The sequence below is a fragment of the Pseudomonas sp. Marseille-Q5115 genome, assembly GCF_916618905.1.
In the GTDB taxonomy this organism is placed as follows: Bacteria; Pseudomonadota; Gammaproteobacteria; order Pseudomonadales; family Pseudomonadaceae; genus Aquipseudomonas; species Aquipseudomonas japonica_A.
The window spans coordinates 4,349,915-4,365,790 of record NZ_CAKAKI010000001.1; the positions used below are offsets into that span (position 1 = coordinate 4,349,915).

Sequence of the window (15,876 nt, forward strand, 5' to 3'; positions counted from 1 at the left end):
CCTGAGCCGGCAGGCCCTCAAGGCCAGGCCGGTAACGATCAGACCGCGAACAGCAGGAACTCCCGTTCCCACGAACTGATCACGCGCTTGAAGTTTTCGTGTTCCGCCCGCTTCACCGCCACATACCCGGTCACAAACTTGCGACCCAGGTATTTCTCGATGGTCTTGCAGGTTTCCATGCGCTCCAGCGCGTCCTCGATGGTCAGCGGCAGGCGCAGGTTGCGCCGCTCGTAACCGCGACCGTGGACCGGGGCGCTGGGAGGAATGCCCTCGACCATGCCGATGTACCCGCACAGCAAGCTGGCCGCGATCGCCAGGTATGGGTTGGCATCCGCGCCCGGCAAACGGTTTTCCACGCGGCGGTTTTGCGGGGTGGCATCGGGCACGCGCAACCCTACGGTGCGGTTTTCCTCGCCCCACTCCACGTTTACCGGCGCAGAGGTATCCGGCAGGAAGCGGCGGAACGAGTTCACGTTCGGGGCGAACAACGGCAGCAGCTCCGGGATGTACTTCTGCAAGCCGCCCACGTGGTGCAGGAACAGCTGGCTCATGGAGCCGTCTTCGTTGGAGAAGATGCTGCGGCCGGTGTCCACGCTCACCACGCTCTGGTGCAAGTGCATGGCGCTGCCGGGCTCACCGGTCATCGGCTTGGCCATGAAGGTGGCAGCCACGTTGTGCTTGAGCGCCGCCTCGCGCATGGTGCGCTTGAACACCACGATCTGGTCGGCCAGAGCCAGGGCGCTGCCATGACGGAAGTTGATTTCCATCTGCGCCGTGCCGTCCTCGTGAATCAGCGTGTCGAGGTCCAGGTTCTGCAATTCGCACCAGTCGTACACGTCTTCGAACAGCGGGTCGAACTCATTCGCGGCTTCGATGGAAAACGACTGCCGGCCTGTCTCCGGACGGCCAGAGCGGCCAATCGGTGGCTGCAGCGGGAAGTCCGGGTCGTCGCAACGCTTGGTCAGGTAGAACTCCATTTCCGGCGCCACGATCGGCTGCCAGCCGCGGTCGGCATAGAGCTTGAGCACCTTCTTGAGCACGTTACGGGGCGACAGCTCGATCGGATTGCCTTGCTTGTCGTAGGTATCGTGAATCACCTGCGCGGTAGGCTCGATCGCCCAAGGCACAAGGAAAACGGCGTTCTCATCCGGCCGGCAGAGCATGTCGATGTCTGCAGGGTCTAGCAGCTCGTAATAGATGTCGTCTTCTACGTAGTCGCCCGTTACGGTCTGCAGCAATACGCTTTCAGGCAGGCGCATACCCTTTTCAGCGATAAACTTGTTCGTAGGCGAGATCTTGCCGCGGGTGATGCCGGTCAGGTCGCTGATCAGGCATTCAACTTCGGTGATCTTGTGCTTTTTCAACCAATCGGTGAGCTGGTCGAGGTTGGTACTCATAAATACCTCAGGAGGCAAGGCCCAGGCTCGGCGGAGCCGGGGGTTTTTGACGTGTACGCGTCAGAGTATGGTGGAGCATGCTGCTTGAACGTGCCACGCGGTGTTGCCTCGGGCCAGGCGACTCGCCTGTGGCCCAACACCGGGCAACAGCGCACGCGCGCCCTCGAGAACGGCCAGGCGGCAAGCCGGGCAGGTACGTCGAAGCGACTTCTGGCAGTATGGTAATACGAACCTGTGAAAGTTCGTGGAGCGCTCCAGTCGAGCCAGAGGCTTTGTAATGATAGGGTGTTACGTGCCCTGCGTTGTCCGCCCAGCCGCGAGTGCTCGACATCCGAGCTTCAGCCGGCCGGGACGGCAAGGCCTTTGCAGCATGTTCGGTGCAGTTCTGGCCAGTCGATGCCAGTTGACGCAAGGCGTGAAACGCCCGTGCGAGCCAGGCATTCGCGCCAGTACATAGCAGGCGTGCCATGATATTCCCCGTTATTGTTGCTGTTATGGGATGCAACCGAGCTTAGCGCCGTTCAATTTTTTATACAACACTCCGTAAAAAATTCAGCACGGCGAAAAAGGAGATTCAGAACATGACGGAAAACTCAGCGGAAAACGCCCCCTGACAGTGCGAAAACGCCCAAATCGCACTCATTTAGTGCAAAAATGGGTCAGCTTGACTTCGTGTTGGCTTTCGGATTGACTGAGACGCTTGTAAGCCAATGATTGAAATTTTTAACAACAAAGGTGTTGCATCATGTCGGTACCCCCGCGTGCCGTTCAGCTTAATGAAGCGAACGCATTCCTTAAGGATCATCCTGAGGTTCTGTACGTCGACCTTCTGATTGCAGATATGAATGGTGTAGTGCGTGGCAAGCGCATCGAGCGCACCAGCCTGCACAAAGTGTACGAAAAAGGCATCAACCTCCCGGCATCGTTGTTTGCACTGGATATCAACGGCTCCACAGTGGAAAGCACCGGCCTGGGCCTGGATATCGGCGATGCGGATCGGATCTGCTACCCCATTCCCAATACCCTCAGCAACGAGCCATGGCAGAAGCGCCCAACCGCGCAGCTGCTGATGACCATGCATGAGCTTGAAGGCGAACCCTTCTTCGCGGACCCGCGCGAGGTATTGCGCCAGGTAGTACAGAAGTTCGACGACCTGGGGCTGACCATCTGCGCCGCGTTCGAACTCGAGTTTTATCTGATCGACCAGGAAAACGTGAATGGCCGGCCTCAGCCGCCCCGCTCGCCTATCTCCGGTAAACGCCCTCAATCGACCCAGGTTTACCTGATCGATGATCTGGACGAATACGTCGATTGCCTGCAGGACATTCTCGAAGGCGCCAAGGAGCAGCACATTCCTGCCGACGCCATCGTGAAGGAAAGCGCGCCGGCACAGTTCGAGGTGAACCTTCACCACGTTGCCGACCCGCTTAAGGCCTGCGACTACGCGGTACTGCTCAAGCGGCTGATCAAGAACATTGCCTACGACCATGAAATGGACACCACCTTCATGGCCAAGCCCTACCCAGGGCAGGCAGGCAATGGCCTGCACGTGCATATCTCGATCCTGGACAGGGACGGCAAGAATATCTTCACCAGCGAGGATCCCGAGCAGAACGCCGCATTGCGTAACGCAATCGGCGGTGTGCTCGAGACCCTGCCGGCCTCCATGGCCTTCCTCTGCCCGAACGTGAACTCCTACCGCCGCTTTGGCGCGCAGTTCTATGTGCCGAACTCGCCTACCTGGGGCCTGGACAACCGTACCGTGGCGCTGCGTGTACCAACCGGCGCACCGGATTCCGTACGCATCGAGCACCGCGTCGCGGGTGCGGACGCCAACCCGTATCTGCTGATGGCGGCCGTATTGGCGGGTATCCACCATGGCTTGACCAGCAAGTGCGACCCGGGTGCGCCGCTGGAAGGCAACGCCTACGAGCAGACCGAGCCCAGCTTGCCGAACAACCTGCGGGACGCATTGCGGGCGCTGGACGACAGCGAAATCATGGCGAAGTACATCGATCCGAAGTACATCGACATCTTCGTGGCCTGCAAGGAAAGCGAACTGGCGGAATTCGAGCACTCCATCTCGGACCTCGAGTACAACTGGTACTTGCACACGGTGTAGGGCAGCAAGGTTCAGGCTAGAATGCGGGCTGCCTTCAGGGAGCCCGTTTCATGCCTCGTACTGTCACCAGCCGCAAACCCCGCCCAGGCAGCCAAGCGAGGATCGACTCGATCCTGGCGGCTGCCCGTACGTTGCTGGTTCAAGACGGGGTAGCCGGGCTGTCGGTGTATGCCGTAGCAGAGCTGGCGCAGATTCCACCCTCTTCGGTATATCACTTCTTCCCAAGCGTTCCCTCTTTGCTCGAGGGGCTTACCGCCGACATTCACGCGGCGTTTCGCGCATGCCTCGAAGCCCCCATCGACTCATCAGCCTTGTACAACTGGCACGACCTATCGCGGCTGGTCGAGCAGCGCATGCTCAGCCTGTACAACGAGGACGCAGCGGCACGGCAGTTGATTCTGGCGCAGCATGGCCTGAGCGAAGTGACCCAAGCAGACCGGCGCCATGACATCGAGCTGGGAGCGCTGATGCGGGACGTATTCGCCCGCCACTTCGTGTTACCGCAGCTGCCCGACGACGTGGACGTGTTCACACTGGCCATGGAGCTGGGGGATCGGGTGTATGCGCGGTCGGTGCAGTTACACGGGGAGATTACACCCCGCCTGGCCGAGGAAGGCATGCGAGTGTTCGACGCCTACCTGGGCCTTTATCTGCCGCCTTACATGGCGAAGCGCGCGCCTGCCGTATAAACCGACTTCCCGCGCCAAATGGGGGGCCGTCAGCTACGGAGCGCCTTGGCCGCAGCGCTTGCCAGATCCTCGGCCGTGCGCCCGTCAGTGGTCGCGCCCAATGCCTTGAATGCCCAACCACCAGCCTCACGGCTGAGACACGCCATCACGATACCGGTATGCCGGCCTTTTTGAGAAAGATCGAAACGGGCCAGTTCCATTCCCGTGCTTGCGTCCAGGATGCGGCAATAGGCGTTCTGCACACTTTCGAATGTTTGCCCGGTAAAGCTGTTGACCGTGAATACCAGCTTCGCTGCTTCGGGGAGGAGCCGCAGGAGGTCGATTTCCAGGGTTTCGTCATCGCCATCGCCCTGGCCGGTGCGGTTATCGCCCGAATGGACGATGGCACCGTCTTTCGACGCCAGTTGACGGAACCAGACAAGGTCGAGCCGATTGAGCGCGTTATCGAAAACGATGCAGGACGCGTCCAGATCGATTTCCCCGGCGCGCATGAATTTGCCAAGGAAGCCGGTTCGGATAGGGTCCCAGCCCAACCCGAGGGTGACTCGGGCAAGGGGGCCACCACTGGCCTTGTCGAGAGACACGCTTTGTTGCTTGCTGAGCGAAAGGGTCATGGGAGGGCTGCCCGCTGGGGAAAAGCGCTACTGTAGAGCGCGCCCCAGAGGGTGTAAGCCAGCCGATTCCTTAACCTTCGTAGGAAATGTCAGGGTTTAAAGTTTGGCGATGGAGACTTCGGTGGACTTCACGAAGGCAATGACCTCGCTGCCTACGCCCAGTTCGAGTTCCTTCACCGAGCGCGTGGTAATGACCGAGGTCACGATCCCGGAGGCGGTTTGCACATCGATTTCCGACAGTACGGGACCTTCGATGATTTCCTTCACAGTGCCTTTGAACTGGTTGCGAACGTTGATGGCTTTGATGGTCATAGTGATTTCCTCGGATGGCGTCAATAAGCCCAACGCAGTTGCGTGGGCAGGGGGGATGGGGGTTCCTGGATATCCTGCCCGGGCAACGAGAGCACCCGGTCCAGAATGCGTGTTTCTATCTCTGCCAGTGCATGGGAGCCGCGCTGTCGCGGACGTGGCAGGTCAACGGCCACGTCCAGGCCGATACGGCCTTCTTCAATGAGAATCACTCGGTCCGCTACCGCGACAGCTTCCGCCACGTCGTGAGTCACCAGCAGCACGGTAAAGCGGTGCCGGGCCCAGAGCCGCTCGAGCAGCTGCTGCATTTCGATACGGGTCAGCGCATCGAGTGCGCCGAGCGGTTCGTCCAGCAACAAGAGGCGGGGCTCGTGGATCAACGCCCGGGCCAGGGCCACGCGTTGCTTTTGCCCACCGGAGAGCGCGGCCGGCCATTCCTTGGCCCGCTCGGCGAGCCCCACGGCCTCCAGCGCCTCGAGCGCCTTGGGCTTCCAGTCACCCTTGAGGCCCAGGCCTACGTTTTCGATCACGGTTTTCCACGGCAACAGCCGCGGTTCCTGGAACATCAACCGGGTGTTCTCGCGTACGGTTGCCAGCGAGTCTTCGCCACTGCCAAGCCGGCCGTTGCTCGGCTTGTCCAACCCGGCCAGCAGGCGCAGCAAGGTGCTTTTGCCGCATCCGCTGCGGCCCACCACGGCGACGAACTGGCCTGCGGGAATATGCAAATCAATGCCCTGCAACACCTGCCGTTCGCCAAAGGTCTTGGTCAGGCTGTTTACATCCAGGCTGATGCCCCGGAGGAAATGCGGCGTTTCGTTCAAGACGCTCATGCGCGGCCCTCCTTCGCGGTTTGATAGGCAGGGTGCCAACGCAACCACACCCGCTCCAGGCCACGCGCGGCGAGGTCCGCCAGCTTGCCCAGCACGGCGTACAGCACGATGGCCAGCACCACCACGTCGGTTTGCAGAAACTCGCGGGCATTCATTGCCAGGTAACCGATACCGGAGCTGGCAGAGATCGTCTCGGCGACGATGAGTGTCAGCCACATGAAGCCGAGCGCGAAGCGAACACCTACCAGGATCGAGGGCAGCGCGCCGGGAAGGATCACCTGCCAGAACAGCCCGAACCCCGACAGCCCGTAGCTACGCGACATCTCCAGCAAAGCCGGGTCTACGTTGCGAATGCCGTGGTAGGTGTTGAGGTAGATGGGGAACAGCGTGCCCAGGGCCACCAGGAAAATCTTGGCCGACTCGTCGATACCGAACCATAGGATCACCAGCGGAATCAGCGCCAGGTGCGGAACGTTACGAATCATCTGTACCGAGCTGTCGAGCAACCGTTCGCCCCAGCGCGACAGCCCCGTTATAAAGCCCAGCGCCAGGCCGATGCTGCCGCCGATGGCAAAGCCCACCGCTGCACGCCAGCTACTGATTGCCAGGTGGGTCCAGATTTCGCCAGAGCGCACCAGTTGTACACCCGCCTCCAGTACGGCGCTGGGCGCGGGAAGAATGCGGGTGGAAAGCCAGCCCGCGCTCACTGCCAGTTGCCAGACGGCGAGCAGCAGCACGGGCAAGGCCCATGGTGCCAGCCGGTCGGCGGTTCTACGCGAAATGCTCATCTCGCCCCCTCAGCTCTGCGCCGCAGCTTTGGGAAGGATGTCATTGGCGACCATTTCCCCGAACGGGCTGATGTAGCCCTTGCCGCCTGCAGCCTGGGGCCGTTCCACGTCCAGGTGCGGGAATAGCAGCTCCGCCACGCGGTACGACTCTTCCAGGTGGGGGTAGCCGGAGAAAATGAAGGTATCGATGCCCAAGTCGGCGTATTCCTTCACACGCGCTGCAACGGTTGGCCCGTCGCCCACCAAGGCGGTACCCGCACCACCACGAACCAGCCCTACGCCCGCCCAGAGGTTGGGGCTGACTTCGAGTTGATCGCGGCGCCCGCCGTGCAAGGCTGCCATGCGTTGCTGGCCAACCGAGTCGAAGCGCGCGAACGCGGATTGCGCCTTTGCAATCGTCTCGTCGTCCAGCTGAGCGATCAGCCGGTCAGCCGCGCGCCAGGCGTCTTCGTTGGTTTCCCGAACGATTACATGCAGGCGGATACCGAAGCGTACGGTGCGGCCCTGGGCAGCGGCTTTCTCGCGCACCTGGGCAATCTTCTCGGCCACTGCGGCAGGCGGCTCGCCCCAAGTGAGGTACAGCTCGACCTGCTCGGCGGCGAGGTCCTGCGCGGCGTCCGACGAGCCACCGAAGTACAGCGGCGGTCGCGGTTGCTGGATAGGCGGGTACAGCAGCTTCGCGCCTTTGACCTTCAGGTGCTTGCCGTCGTAATCCACCGTCTCCCCTTCCAGCACGCGGCGCCAGATGCGGGTGAATTCCACCGACGCTTCGTAACGCTCTTCATGGGTGAGGAACAGGCCATCGCCGGCGAGCTCATCCGGGTCGCCCCCGGTGACCAGGTTAAACAGGGCACGGCCGTTGGACAGGCGGTCCAGCGTGGCCGCCTGACGCGCCGCTACGGTTGGCGAGATAATCCCCGGGCGCAACGCCACCAGGAACTTCAAGCGTTGAGTCACCGGGATCAGCGATGCCGCGACCAGCCAGGAGTCTTCGCAGGAACGGCCGGTAGGGATAAGCACCCCGCCAAAGCCCAGGCGGTCCGCTGCCTGGGCAATCTGCTGCAAATAGCCATGGTCCACCGCGCGGGCGCCATCCGACGTGCCCAGGTAGTGGCCGTCGCCATGCGTAGGTAGAAACCAGAAAATGTTCAGGCTCATGGGAGTTGTCTCCAGAGTGAGCGCCAGCGCGGCCGGCGCAAGGTTATTTGCTTGCGATGCCTGCCGGCGGCGTCCAGATGACGTCCTTGATGCTCAACGGCTTGGGAATCAACTTCAGCTGGTAAAAGGCGTCGGCGATCTTCTGCTGGGCATTTACCACTTCAGGCGAGATGTACGCTGCGCCGAAGCCCTGGCGTTTCACCGAGGTCAATACGATCGGCGTGGGCAGGCCCAGCAACGGCGCTACCTGCTGCGTCACCTCGTCCGGGTTGGCGCGAGACCATTCACCGGTCTTGCGCACTTCATCGACAAGGGCCGTGACTACATCCGGGTGCGCTTGTGCATACGGCCGGGTAGCCAGGTAAAACTGGTTGTTGTCCACCAGGCCGGTGCCGTCACGCAGCGTACGGGCGTTAAGCTGCTGTTCTGCGGCGGCCTGGTAGGGGTCCCAGATCACCCAGGCATCCACGCTGCCACGCTCGAATGCCGCGCGGGCATCGGCTGGCGGCAGGAATATGGTCTGGATGTCGCTGTATTTCAGGCCGGCGTCTTCCAGGGCCCGCACCAGAAGGTAATGAACGTTGGAGCCCTTGTTCAGCACTACCTTCTTGCCCTTAAGGTCTTTCACGCTGGTAACCGGTGAGTCCTTGGGTACCAGAATCGCTTCGCTGGTTGGCGCTGGAGGCTCATGGGCGACGTACAGCAGATCGGCACCTGCCGCCTGGGCGAATACAGGCGGGGGTTCACCGGTGACGCCGAAATCGATCGAGCCAACATTCAGCCCTTCCAGCAGTTGCGGGCCGCCAGGGAACTCGGTCCATTGAACAGTAATGCCTTGGTCGGCCAGGCGCTGTTCAAGGGTGCCCTTGGCTTTGAGCAGCACCAAGGTGCCGTACTTCTGATAGCCGATGCGCAGGGTGTCGGCCTGGGCCTGGCTGAGGGCGCCAAAGGCAAGGGTCGCGGCAAACAGGGCGACCAGGCCTCGACGCAAGGTAAACGGGCGCATGGCGCTCTCCTTGAGAAATGTCGGGGTACCGGTACCTGCTTCCCGTGGTCGGGTCAGTAAGTACGTAAGGTGTTCAGATGCTCCAGCGCGCCTCGAGCAGGCTGCGGCTGAGTTGCCCGGGTGCCAGCGGGCGAGGCCGCCGCACCAGGGCTTGATGGAAATCTTCAAGTGCGGCTTCAAGCCGTTGCTCCAGTGCCTGCGCAAGGCCCGCCGGGGTCGATCCCTGTGCATAGGTGATCTGGCTGTCTTCGGCGAATATCCCTTGCAGCATTTCCTGGGCCTTGAGGGCCGCAAGCACGGGCTTGAGTGCGTAATCGACCGCGAGCATGTGGGCGATGCTGCCACCTGTGGCGATCGGCAAAACCACCTTGTGGCTGAGCGCGCGTTCGGGCAGCAGGTCCAGCAAGGTTTTCAGCGCGCCGCTGAACGACGCTTTATACACAGGGGTAGCAACGATCAGGCCGTCCGCCTGTTCGACTTTCTGTTGAAAGTCCACCACCTGAGGGCTATCGAAGCGGGCGTGCAACAAATCTTCGGCAGGAAATTCACGTACCTGGTAGCTCACTACTTCCACACCGCGTTGCTGTAGCAGGTGCCGGGCGCGTTCGAGTATCACGTTGGAGCGAGAGCGTACGCTGGGGCTTCCTCCGATTGAGACAACTAGCATCCGGGCTTCCTTAGGGTCGCTGTGTAAACGTAAAGCGAGAGTACAGCGGATGGTTTATATCCATAAATCATATTTATTCATTTGCTTATGCCTAAATGGCATTGCCGGCCATCGGCTTTCAACTGTACGGAAACACTTGGAAACTTTCTGTCATATTTAAGGCGGATCATGGGTCAGGTCCCCCTCACTCGGAGCTGCCCATGACCACCTCTCCCCTGAACGCGGGAGCTGTCAGAACCGGGCCGGTTCTCGATCGCCGCGCCTCTCCCTTGAGCAAGGCCATTCTCTACGCGGTATTAATCGCCGGGCTGGGCTACATGTTCTGGAGCCTTAGCCAGGATCTCGACACGAGCAATGCATCGAGTACTACATGGACGCCCTACATACTGCTGGGCGTGGCTCTCATCATTGCGTTGGGGTTCGAGTTCGTGAACGGTTTCCATGACACGGCAAATGCTGTGGCAACGGTGATCTACACCCACTCGCTGCCGGCTCATGTGGCTGTGATGTGGTCGGGCTGCTTCAACTTTCTGGGCGTGCTCGCCTCCAGCGGCGCGGTGGCCTTCGGCATCATTGCACTGCTGCCGGTGGACCTGATCCTTCAGGTAGGGTCGTCGGCCGGCTTTGCGATGATCTTCGCCCTGTTACTGGCTGCAATCCTCTGGAACCTGGGCACTTGGGCGCTCGGTTTGCCCGCTTCCTCGTCGCACACGCTGATCGGCTCCATCATCGGGGTGGGCGTGGCCAATGCGTTGATGAATGGCCGGGACGGCGTGTCAGGCGTGGATTGGGGCCAGGCAGCCAAGGTCGGTTATGCCTTGCTGCTGTCCCCGCTGATCGGCTTCGCATGTGCGGGGTTGCTGATGCTCGGCTTGCGCCACTTCGTGAAGAACCGCGCGCTGTACCAGGCCCCCGAAGGCAGCGCGCCGCCGCCGTTCTGGATTCGCAGCCTGCTCATTCTTACCTGCACCGGCGTGTCCTTCGCCCATGGCTCGAACGATGGGCAAAAGGGCATGGGGCTGATCATGTTGATCCTGATCGGCACCCTGCCCATGGCCTACGCCTTGAACCGGGCGATTCCCGAGCAACAAACGCAGCGGTTCGCGGCGCTGGCCCAGGTGACCCAACAAGCACTAGTCCGGGCCGAGCCACAACCGTTGACCCAAGACCCTCGCCAGCACTTGGAAGCCTTCCTGATCGACCACAAGCCAAGCGCAGGGCTGGTACCGGCGCTGGCGGCAGTGGTGGGCAGTATCGGCGATCAGGTGAGGTCGTACGGCTCGCTGGACCGCGTACCCGCCCGCGCCAGCTCCAACGTGCGCAACGACATGTACCTGGCATCCGAAGCGATCCGGGTGATGGAGAAAGAAAAGATCGGCACCTTTGACGCCGACACCCGTGACAAGCTCAAGGCCTTCCAGGATTACATCGGCGAGGCCACGCGCTTCATACCGCCGTGGGTCAAGGTCGCCGTGGCGCTGGCGCTCGGCATGGGCACGCTGGTGGGCTGGAAACGCATTGTGGTGACGGTAGGCGAGCGCATCGGCAAGACCCACCTCACCTACGCCCAGGGCGCCAGCGCAGAGACGGTGGCCATGCTCACTATTGCCGCGGCGGACATGTACGGGTTGCCCGTCTCCACCACCCATGTGCTGTCTTCCGGAGTAGCAGGCACCATGGCCGCCAATGGCTCGGGCCTGCAGATGCGCACCGTGCGCAACCTGCTCATGGCGTGGGTGCTTACCCTGCCGGCGGCCATTGCGCTGTCGGCTGGGCTGTACTGGTTGTTCAGGCAGTTTGTTTAAGGAAGGGCAAACAGGGCCCTGGGTTCTACCTCTGCATTAAGCGTTTAGAGCAGCACTTGCAGCCCCTTGCTAGCAATAATATTGAGCAGCTTCAGCGCAGGCCCGCTTGGGCGGGTTTCCCCTTGCTCCCATTTACGCACTGTGGACGCAGTGGTGTGTAGATGGTGAGCAAACACAGGCTGGCTGAACAGAAGCGATTCACGCAGATGTTTGATATCAGCTGGCGTGAAAGCACGCACAGGCGCCGGATAGCTCGTATCGAAGTCCCGCATTGTGACTTTATCGATAGCACCTGCTTTCTCTAGCGCGGCCAGGTCACCGCGAAGGGATTCAATGATCTCGCTCATTGCACGATACCTCTATGAGAATGCCCGCAGTCAAAGCGGTGTCCAGCGATGACGGCGGTAAATCGAGCAAAACCCTGCCGGTGTATCGCAGCGCGCCGGCCTCATCACGAGTGATGTTCTCTTTAACGTTCTTGGCAAAGCCATGAAGGAAAATGATCCGGTCACCTAGCCTCATTGAAAGAAGCGTTCTATACCCGCCACGCTTACCGCTACCTGGACTGGCTATCCGCTTTTTGAACAGGTGCCCACCAAGATCCGCGTCCACAAGCCCAGCCTCGATTTCCCGGACTGCGCCGCACAACGCCGAGTCTGGCAGTCGTTGGCCCGCCTGCCACCGCGCGAAATCGCGACGCTTCAAAATAAGACGCTTCACAAACGCATTCCCACACTACCCGTTTCGGGCACACCTTACCAGTCGGGTGCGTCACCGTCGCTAAATGCAGGGCGTTGATGGGGGCAACATTGCTAATAGATATTGCAGAAACGGGTGGTAGCTATAGCGTCGCATATGGGGGGTGCGGCAGCTTGCATAAAAAAGGGGGGCCAAGTCGATGGCCCCCCAAAGCCCTGCTTAGGCATTCGGTTCAGCGGTTGGGTTGCGGCGTGAGGCGCAGGTAGGGTTTCACGGCGCGGTAGCCTTTGGGAAAGCGCTGGGCGATTTCGGCTTCGTCCTTGAGCGACGGCACGATCACTACCTCATCCCCGTCCTGCCAGTTGGCGGGGGTCGCCACCTTGTGGCTGTCGGTGAGTTGTAACGAATCTATCACCCGAAGGATTTCATTAAAGTTACGGCCGGTGCTCGCCGGGTAGGTAATCGTCAGGCGCACTTTCTTGTTCGGGTCGATCACGAACAGCGAGCGCACCGTGAGGGTGTCATTGGCATTGGGGTGGATCAGGTCATAGAGGTCCGAGACCTTGCGGTCGGCGTCGGCCAGGATCGGGAAGTTGACCGTGGTGTTCTGGGTTTCGTTGATGTCATCGATCCACTTGATGTGGGAGTCCACCGGGTCCACGGACAGGGCTATGGCCTTCACGCCACGCTTGTCGAACTCATCCTTGAGCTTGGCGGTAAAGCCCAGTTCGGTCGTGCACACCGGAGTGAAGTCTGCGGGATGGGAAAAGAGCACGCCCCAACTGTTGCCTAACCATTCATGGAAATGAATGCGGCCAATGCTGGATTCCTGTTCGAAGTCAGGGGCGATGTCGCCAAGCTTGAGGCCCATATTGTCAGCTCCTTGGGATGTATTCAGGCCATGGTGCATGGCCAGGCGGGAATTAAAAAAGAATGAATAATGCTGTGGTTATAACCGTGAGTGCTTTTGCAGATCTTCGCTTACCGACGCCTCGCACTCTTCTAGGTGTAGTCCAAACGGGCGCGTATCCGCGTGTAAAACGCTTAACGAACCGCCATAAGCTAATGCCCAAATAGTATTTATTCGTAATTTTTTATAACGATAATCTAGGTGCCATTCGCCCTCTCACCTAAGGCACTCCCCATGGCACGCCCCTTCGCTCCTCGCGCACTGTTCACCGCTATTGCCCTCACCGCTGTTGCGCTGTCTGCGCAGGCCGCGAACCTGACCGTGGGGTACCAGACCGGTATCGATCCGAGCAAAGTGCCTCAGGCTGACGGCGCCTATGAAAAGGCTATCGGCGAAAAAATCGACTGGCGCCGTTTCAACAGCGGTCCGGAAGTGGTCACAGCGCTGGCCTCCGGAGACGTACAGATCGGCAACCTGGGCTCCAGCCCACTCGCTGCAGCCGCATCGCGCAAACTGCCGATCGTGGCGTTTATCGTGTCCGCGCAAATCAACTCGTCCGAACAGCTTGTAGTGCGTAACGGTAGCGGTATTTCCAAACCTGAGGATCTGGTGGGCAAAACCATCGCCACCCCCTTCGTCTCGACGTCTCACTACAGCCTGTTGGGTGCACTCAAGCATTGGGGCCTGGATACCACCAAAGTGAAGGTAGTCAACCTGCAGCCGCTCGAGATTGCCGCTGCGTGGAAGCGCGGTGACATCGACGGCGCGTTCGTGTGGTCGCCGGCGTTGGGTGAAATTCGCAAGACCGGCACGGTGCTCACCGATGCCGCGCAAGTAGGCCAGTGGGGCGCGCCCACCTTTGAAGTGTGGGTAGCGCGCAAGGATTACGCCGAGAAGCACCCGGACGTGATCGCCAAGTTTGCCCATGTCACGCTGGATGCCTACGCCGACTATGCCGCGCACAAGGACAGCTGGACGGCCGATTCGGCACCCGTGCAGAAGATTGCCAAGCTGACCGGCTCCAACGCCAGCGATGTGCCTGAGTTGCTCGCCGGCTCTGCGTTCCCGGATGCCAGTGCTCAAGCGTCTGCCCAACTGCTGGAAGGCGGCACGGCCAAGGCGATCAGCGAAACCGCGAAATTCCTCAAGGAGCAAGGCAAGGTAGAAGCCGTTCTGCCGGACTACAGCCCCTACGTCAGCGCTACCTATATCAAATAAGCCGCACCGTTCATAGAGGGCCGAACCCATGGCACAGCTGGAGCTCGATCGTGTCAGCGCGCAGTACCCCGGTGCTTCACTGCCGGTATTACAGAACATTTCCCTGCGCCTGGGGCCAGACCAGCTGACCGTGGCGCTTGGCCCTTCCGGCAGCGGCAAAACCTCGTTGCTCAACCTGATCGCTGGCTTCGTACCCCCTAGCGCGGGAAGCATCCGCCTGGACGGCGAGCCTGTGCTTGGGCCGGGCGCGGACCGCGGTGTGGTGTTTCAGGATGACGTATTGCTGCCATGGCAAAACGTGCTACAGAACGTTGCGTTTGGCCTTGCGCTGGCCGGTACCAGCCGCCCGGTGCGTGAGGCCCGTGCTCAAGAGCTGCTGGGGTTGGTCGGCCTTGCTCATTTCGGCGAGCGCCGGGTATGGGAGCTTTCCGGGGGCCAGAAGCAACGCGTTGGCCTGGCCCGCGCCTTGGCCGCCGACCCGCGCGTATTACTCATGGACGAGCCCTTCGGTGCGCTCGACGCTTTCACCCGCGAGCAGATGCAAGAACTGCTGCTCAACGTATGGCGGCGCACGTCCAAGCCGGTTTTCCTGATCACCCACGACATCGAAGAAGCCGTGTTCCTGGCGACCGAGCTGATCCTGCTTGCGCCTAACCCGGGCCGAATCGTGGAGCGGCTGTCGCTGGATTTCGGCCGTCGATACGCCGAGGGAGAACCGGCGCGGGCGATCAAATCCGACCCCCGCTTCATTGAAACCCGCGAACATGTGCTTTCCCGTGTGTTCTCTCAGCGCAGCGTGACCGAGGAGGCCGTATGAGCAGCGCCGACCTGGCCCTGGAAGCCACTAGCTCCCCCGCCCCCTCCAAGGGCTGGCACGTAGGTACGCGAACCATCAGCCTGCTGACCGGAGCGAGCCTGCTGTTGGCCTGGTGGGCCTCAACCCACTTTGGCCTGATTGACCCGTTGTTCCTGCCCGGCCCCGCGTCTGTTGCGGAAAAAGGCTGGTTGCTGGCAACCACGGGCTACATGGATTCCACTCTCTGGCAGCACCTGGGCGCCAGCCTGCAACGCATCGGCATTGCGCTGGGCCTGGCCATTCTCACGGCAATCCCGGTGGGCCTCGCTATTGGGCGCAACCGTATTGCCAGGGGCATCCTCGATCCGCTGATCGAGTTCTACCGCCCTATACCGCCGTTGGCCTACTTGCCCTTGATCGTGATCTGGTGCGGCATCGGCGAATTTTCCAAGGTACTGCTGATTTACCTCGCCATCTTTGCCCCGATCGCTATTGCCACCGCCACCGGCGTACGCACGGTCGACCCGGCCCGCTTGCGCGCCGCGCAATCGCTGGGCGCCTCCCGGGGGCAACTGGTACGCCACGTGATACTGCCCAGCGCCCTGCCGGACATCCTTACCGGGGTTCGCATCGGCCTGGGCGTGGGCTGGTCCACGCTAGTGGCCGCCGAGCTGATTGCCGCCACCAGTGGGCTGGGGTTCATGGTGCAATCGGCGGCGCAATTTCTGGTCACCGATGTGGTGGTACTGGGCATCCTGATTATCGCGGTGGTCGCTTTCGCGCTGGAGCTGGGGCTGCGCGCGTTGCAGCGCAAGCTGGTGCCATGGCACGGCCAGAGTCACTGATCCGCACTTTCGTATTGGTCAAC

General features: G+C 61.0%; 17 protein-coding genes. 6 read left to right on the top strand and 11 right to left on the bottom strand.

Translation table 11 applies throughout. From position 1 onward, the window contains the following. Window positions 1–38 precede the first annotated feature (38 nt). Window positions 39–1,397, bottom strand: coding sequence for a glutamine synthetase family protein (locus LG385_RS19830; protein WP_181113823.1), 1,359 nt, complete (start codon window positions 1,395–1,397; stop codon window positions 39–41). 745 nt (window positions 1,398–2,142) lie between these two features. On the opposite strand from LG385_RS19830, the gene LG385_RS19835 reads away from it, so the two are divergent. Both LG385_RS19835 and LG385_RS19840 read left to right on the top strand, forming a co-directional pair. Beyond that, window positions 2,143–3,519, top strand: a complete 1,377-nt coding sequence (locus LG385_RS19835; protein ID WP_181113825.1) for a glutamine synthetase family protein — start codon at window positions 2,143–2,145, stop codon at window positions 3,517–3,519. A gap of 50 nt (window positions 3,520–3,569) precedes the next feature. Beyond that, window positions 3,570–4,208: a TetR/AcrR family transcriptional regulator gene (locus LG385_RS19840; RefSeq protein ID WP_225775603.1), complete on the top strand. Its 639-nt coding sequence runs from the start codon at window positions 3,570–3,572 to the stop codon at window positions 4,206–4,208. A 29-nt stretch (window positions 4,209–4,237) separates the two neighbouring features. Here the strand turns inward: LG385_RS19840 and LG385_RS19845 are convergent, their stop codons facing one another. From LG385_RS19845 to ssuE, 7 genes are all read right to left on the bottom strand, one after another. Beyond that, window positions 4,238–4,822, bottom strand: a complete 585-nt coding sequence (locus LG385_RS19845) for a TerD family protein (protein WP_225775604.1) — start codon at window positions 4,820–4,822, stop codon at window positions 4,238–4,240. Between the two features lie 96 nt (window positions 4,823–4,918). Then, window positions 4,919–5,134 carry a TOBE domain-containing protein gene (locus LG385_RS19850; protein ID WP_168085268.1) on the bottom strand — a complete coding sequence of 72 codons (216 nt, stop codon included), beginning with the start codon at window positions 5,132–5,134 and terminating at the stop codon, window positions 4,919–4,921. A 20-nt stretch (window positions 5,135–5,154) separates the two neighbouring features. After that, window positions 5,155–5,961, bottom strand: a complete 807-nt coding sequence (gene ssuB, locus LG385_RS19855) for an aliphatic sulfonates ABC transporter ATP-binding protein (RefSeq protein WP_225775605.1) — start codon at window positions 5,959–5,961, stop codon at window positions 5,155–5,157. Beyond that, entirely contained in the window at window positions 5,958–6,749 is a 792-nt protein-coding gene (ssuC, locus tag LG385_RS19860) for an aliphatic sulfonate ABC transporter permease SsuC (protein ID WP_181119123.1), read from the bottom strand. The genes ssuB and ssuC overlap by 4 nt, the downstream gene beginning before the upstream one ends. A gap of 9 nt (window positions 6,750–6,758) precedes the next feature. Beyond that, entirely contained in the window at window positions 6,759–7,907 is a 1,149-nt protein-coding gene (gene ssuD, locus LG385_RS19865; RefSeq protein WP_225775606.1) for an FMNH2-dependent alkanesulfonate monooxygenase, read from the bottom strand. A gap of 43 nt (window positions 7,908–7,950) precedes the next feature. Further along, the gene (locus LG385_RS19870; RefSeq protein WP_225775607.1) at window positions 7,951–8,913 is read right to left on the bottom strand and encodes a sulfonate ABC transporter substrate-binding protein; all 963 of its coding nucleotides are present in this window, start codon (window positions 8,911–8,913) and stop codon (window positions 7,951–7,953) included. 73 nt (window positions 8,914–8,986) lie between these two features. Next, window positions 8,987–9,580 (bottom strand): NADPH-dependent FMN reductase, encoded by a 594-nt coding sequence (ssuE, locus tag LG385_RS19875; RefSeq protein ID WP_225775608.1) that lies wholly within the window; start codon window positions 9,578–9,580, stop codon window positions 8,987–8,989. A gap of 200 nt (window positions 9,581–9,780) precedes the next feature. Here ssuE and LG385_RS19880 point away from each other — a divergent pair, with 200 nt between their 5' ends. Continuing rightward, window positions 9,781–11,385, top strand: a complete 1,605-nt coding sequence (locus tag LG385_RS19880; RefSeq protein WP_225775609.1) for an inorganic phosphate transporter — start codon at window positions 9,781–9,783, stop codon at window positions 11,383–11,385. Between the two features lie 44 nt (window positions 11,386–11,429). Here LG385_RS19880 and LG385_RS19885 read toward each other — a convergent pair whose 3' ends face one another. From LG385_RS19885 to LG385_RS19895, 3 genes are all read right to left on the bottom strand, one after another. Beyond that, window positions 11,430–11,732, bottom strand: coding sequence for a helix-turn-helix domain-containing protein (locus LG385_RS19885; RefSeq protein WP_225775610.1), 303 nt, complete (start codon window positions 11,730–11,732; stop codon window positions 11,430–11,432). Further along, window positions 11,716–12,105 (bottom strand): type II toxin-antitoxin system RelE/ParE family toxin, encoded by a 390-nt coding sequence (locus LG385_RS19890; protein WP_225775611.1) that lies wholly within the window; start codon window positions 12,103–12,105, stop codon window positions 11,716–11,718. Before LG385_RS19890 ends, LG385_RS19885 begins: the two co-directional genes overlap by 17 nt. Window positions 12,106–12,316: 211 nt before the next feature. Next, window positions 12,317–12,955 carry a peroxiredoxin gene (locus LG385_RS19895; RefSeq protein ID WP_225775612.1) on the bottom strand — a complete coding sequence of 213 codons (639 nt, stop codon included), beginning with the start codon at window positions 12,953–12,955 and terminating at the stop codon, window positions 12,317–12,319. Between the two features lie 273 nt (window positions 12,956–13,228). Here LG385_RS19895 and tauA point away from each other — a divergent pair, with 273 nt between their 5' ends. From tauA to tauC, 3 genes are read left to right on the top strand one after another with little or no spacing between them, the layout of a single operon-like run. Next, window positions 13,229–14,212, top strand: a complete 984-nt coding sequence (gene tauA / locus LG385_RS19900; RefSeq protein WP_181119126.1) for a taurine ABC transporter substrate-binding protein — start codon at window positions 13,229–13,231, stop codon at window positions 14,210–14,212. A gap of 28 nt (window positions 14,213–14,240) precedes the next feature. After that, entirely contained in the window at window positions 14,241–15,029 is a 789-nt protein-coding gene (tauB, locus tag LG385_RS19905; protein WP_225775613.1) for a taurine ABC transporter ATP-binding subunit, read from the top strand. After that, on the top strand, window positions 15,026–15,853 hold the full coding sequence (tauC, locus tag LG385_RS19910; RefSeq protein WP_225775614.1) for a taurine ABC transporter permease TauC: 828 nt from the start codon (window positions 15,026–15,028) through the stop codon (window positions 15,851–15,853). The genes tauB and tauC overlap by 4 nt, the downstream gene beginning before the upstream one ends. Window positions 15,854–15,876: the final 23 nt, after the last annotated feature.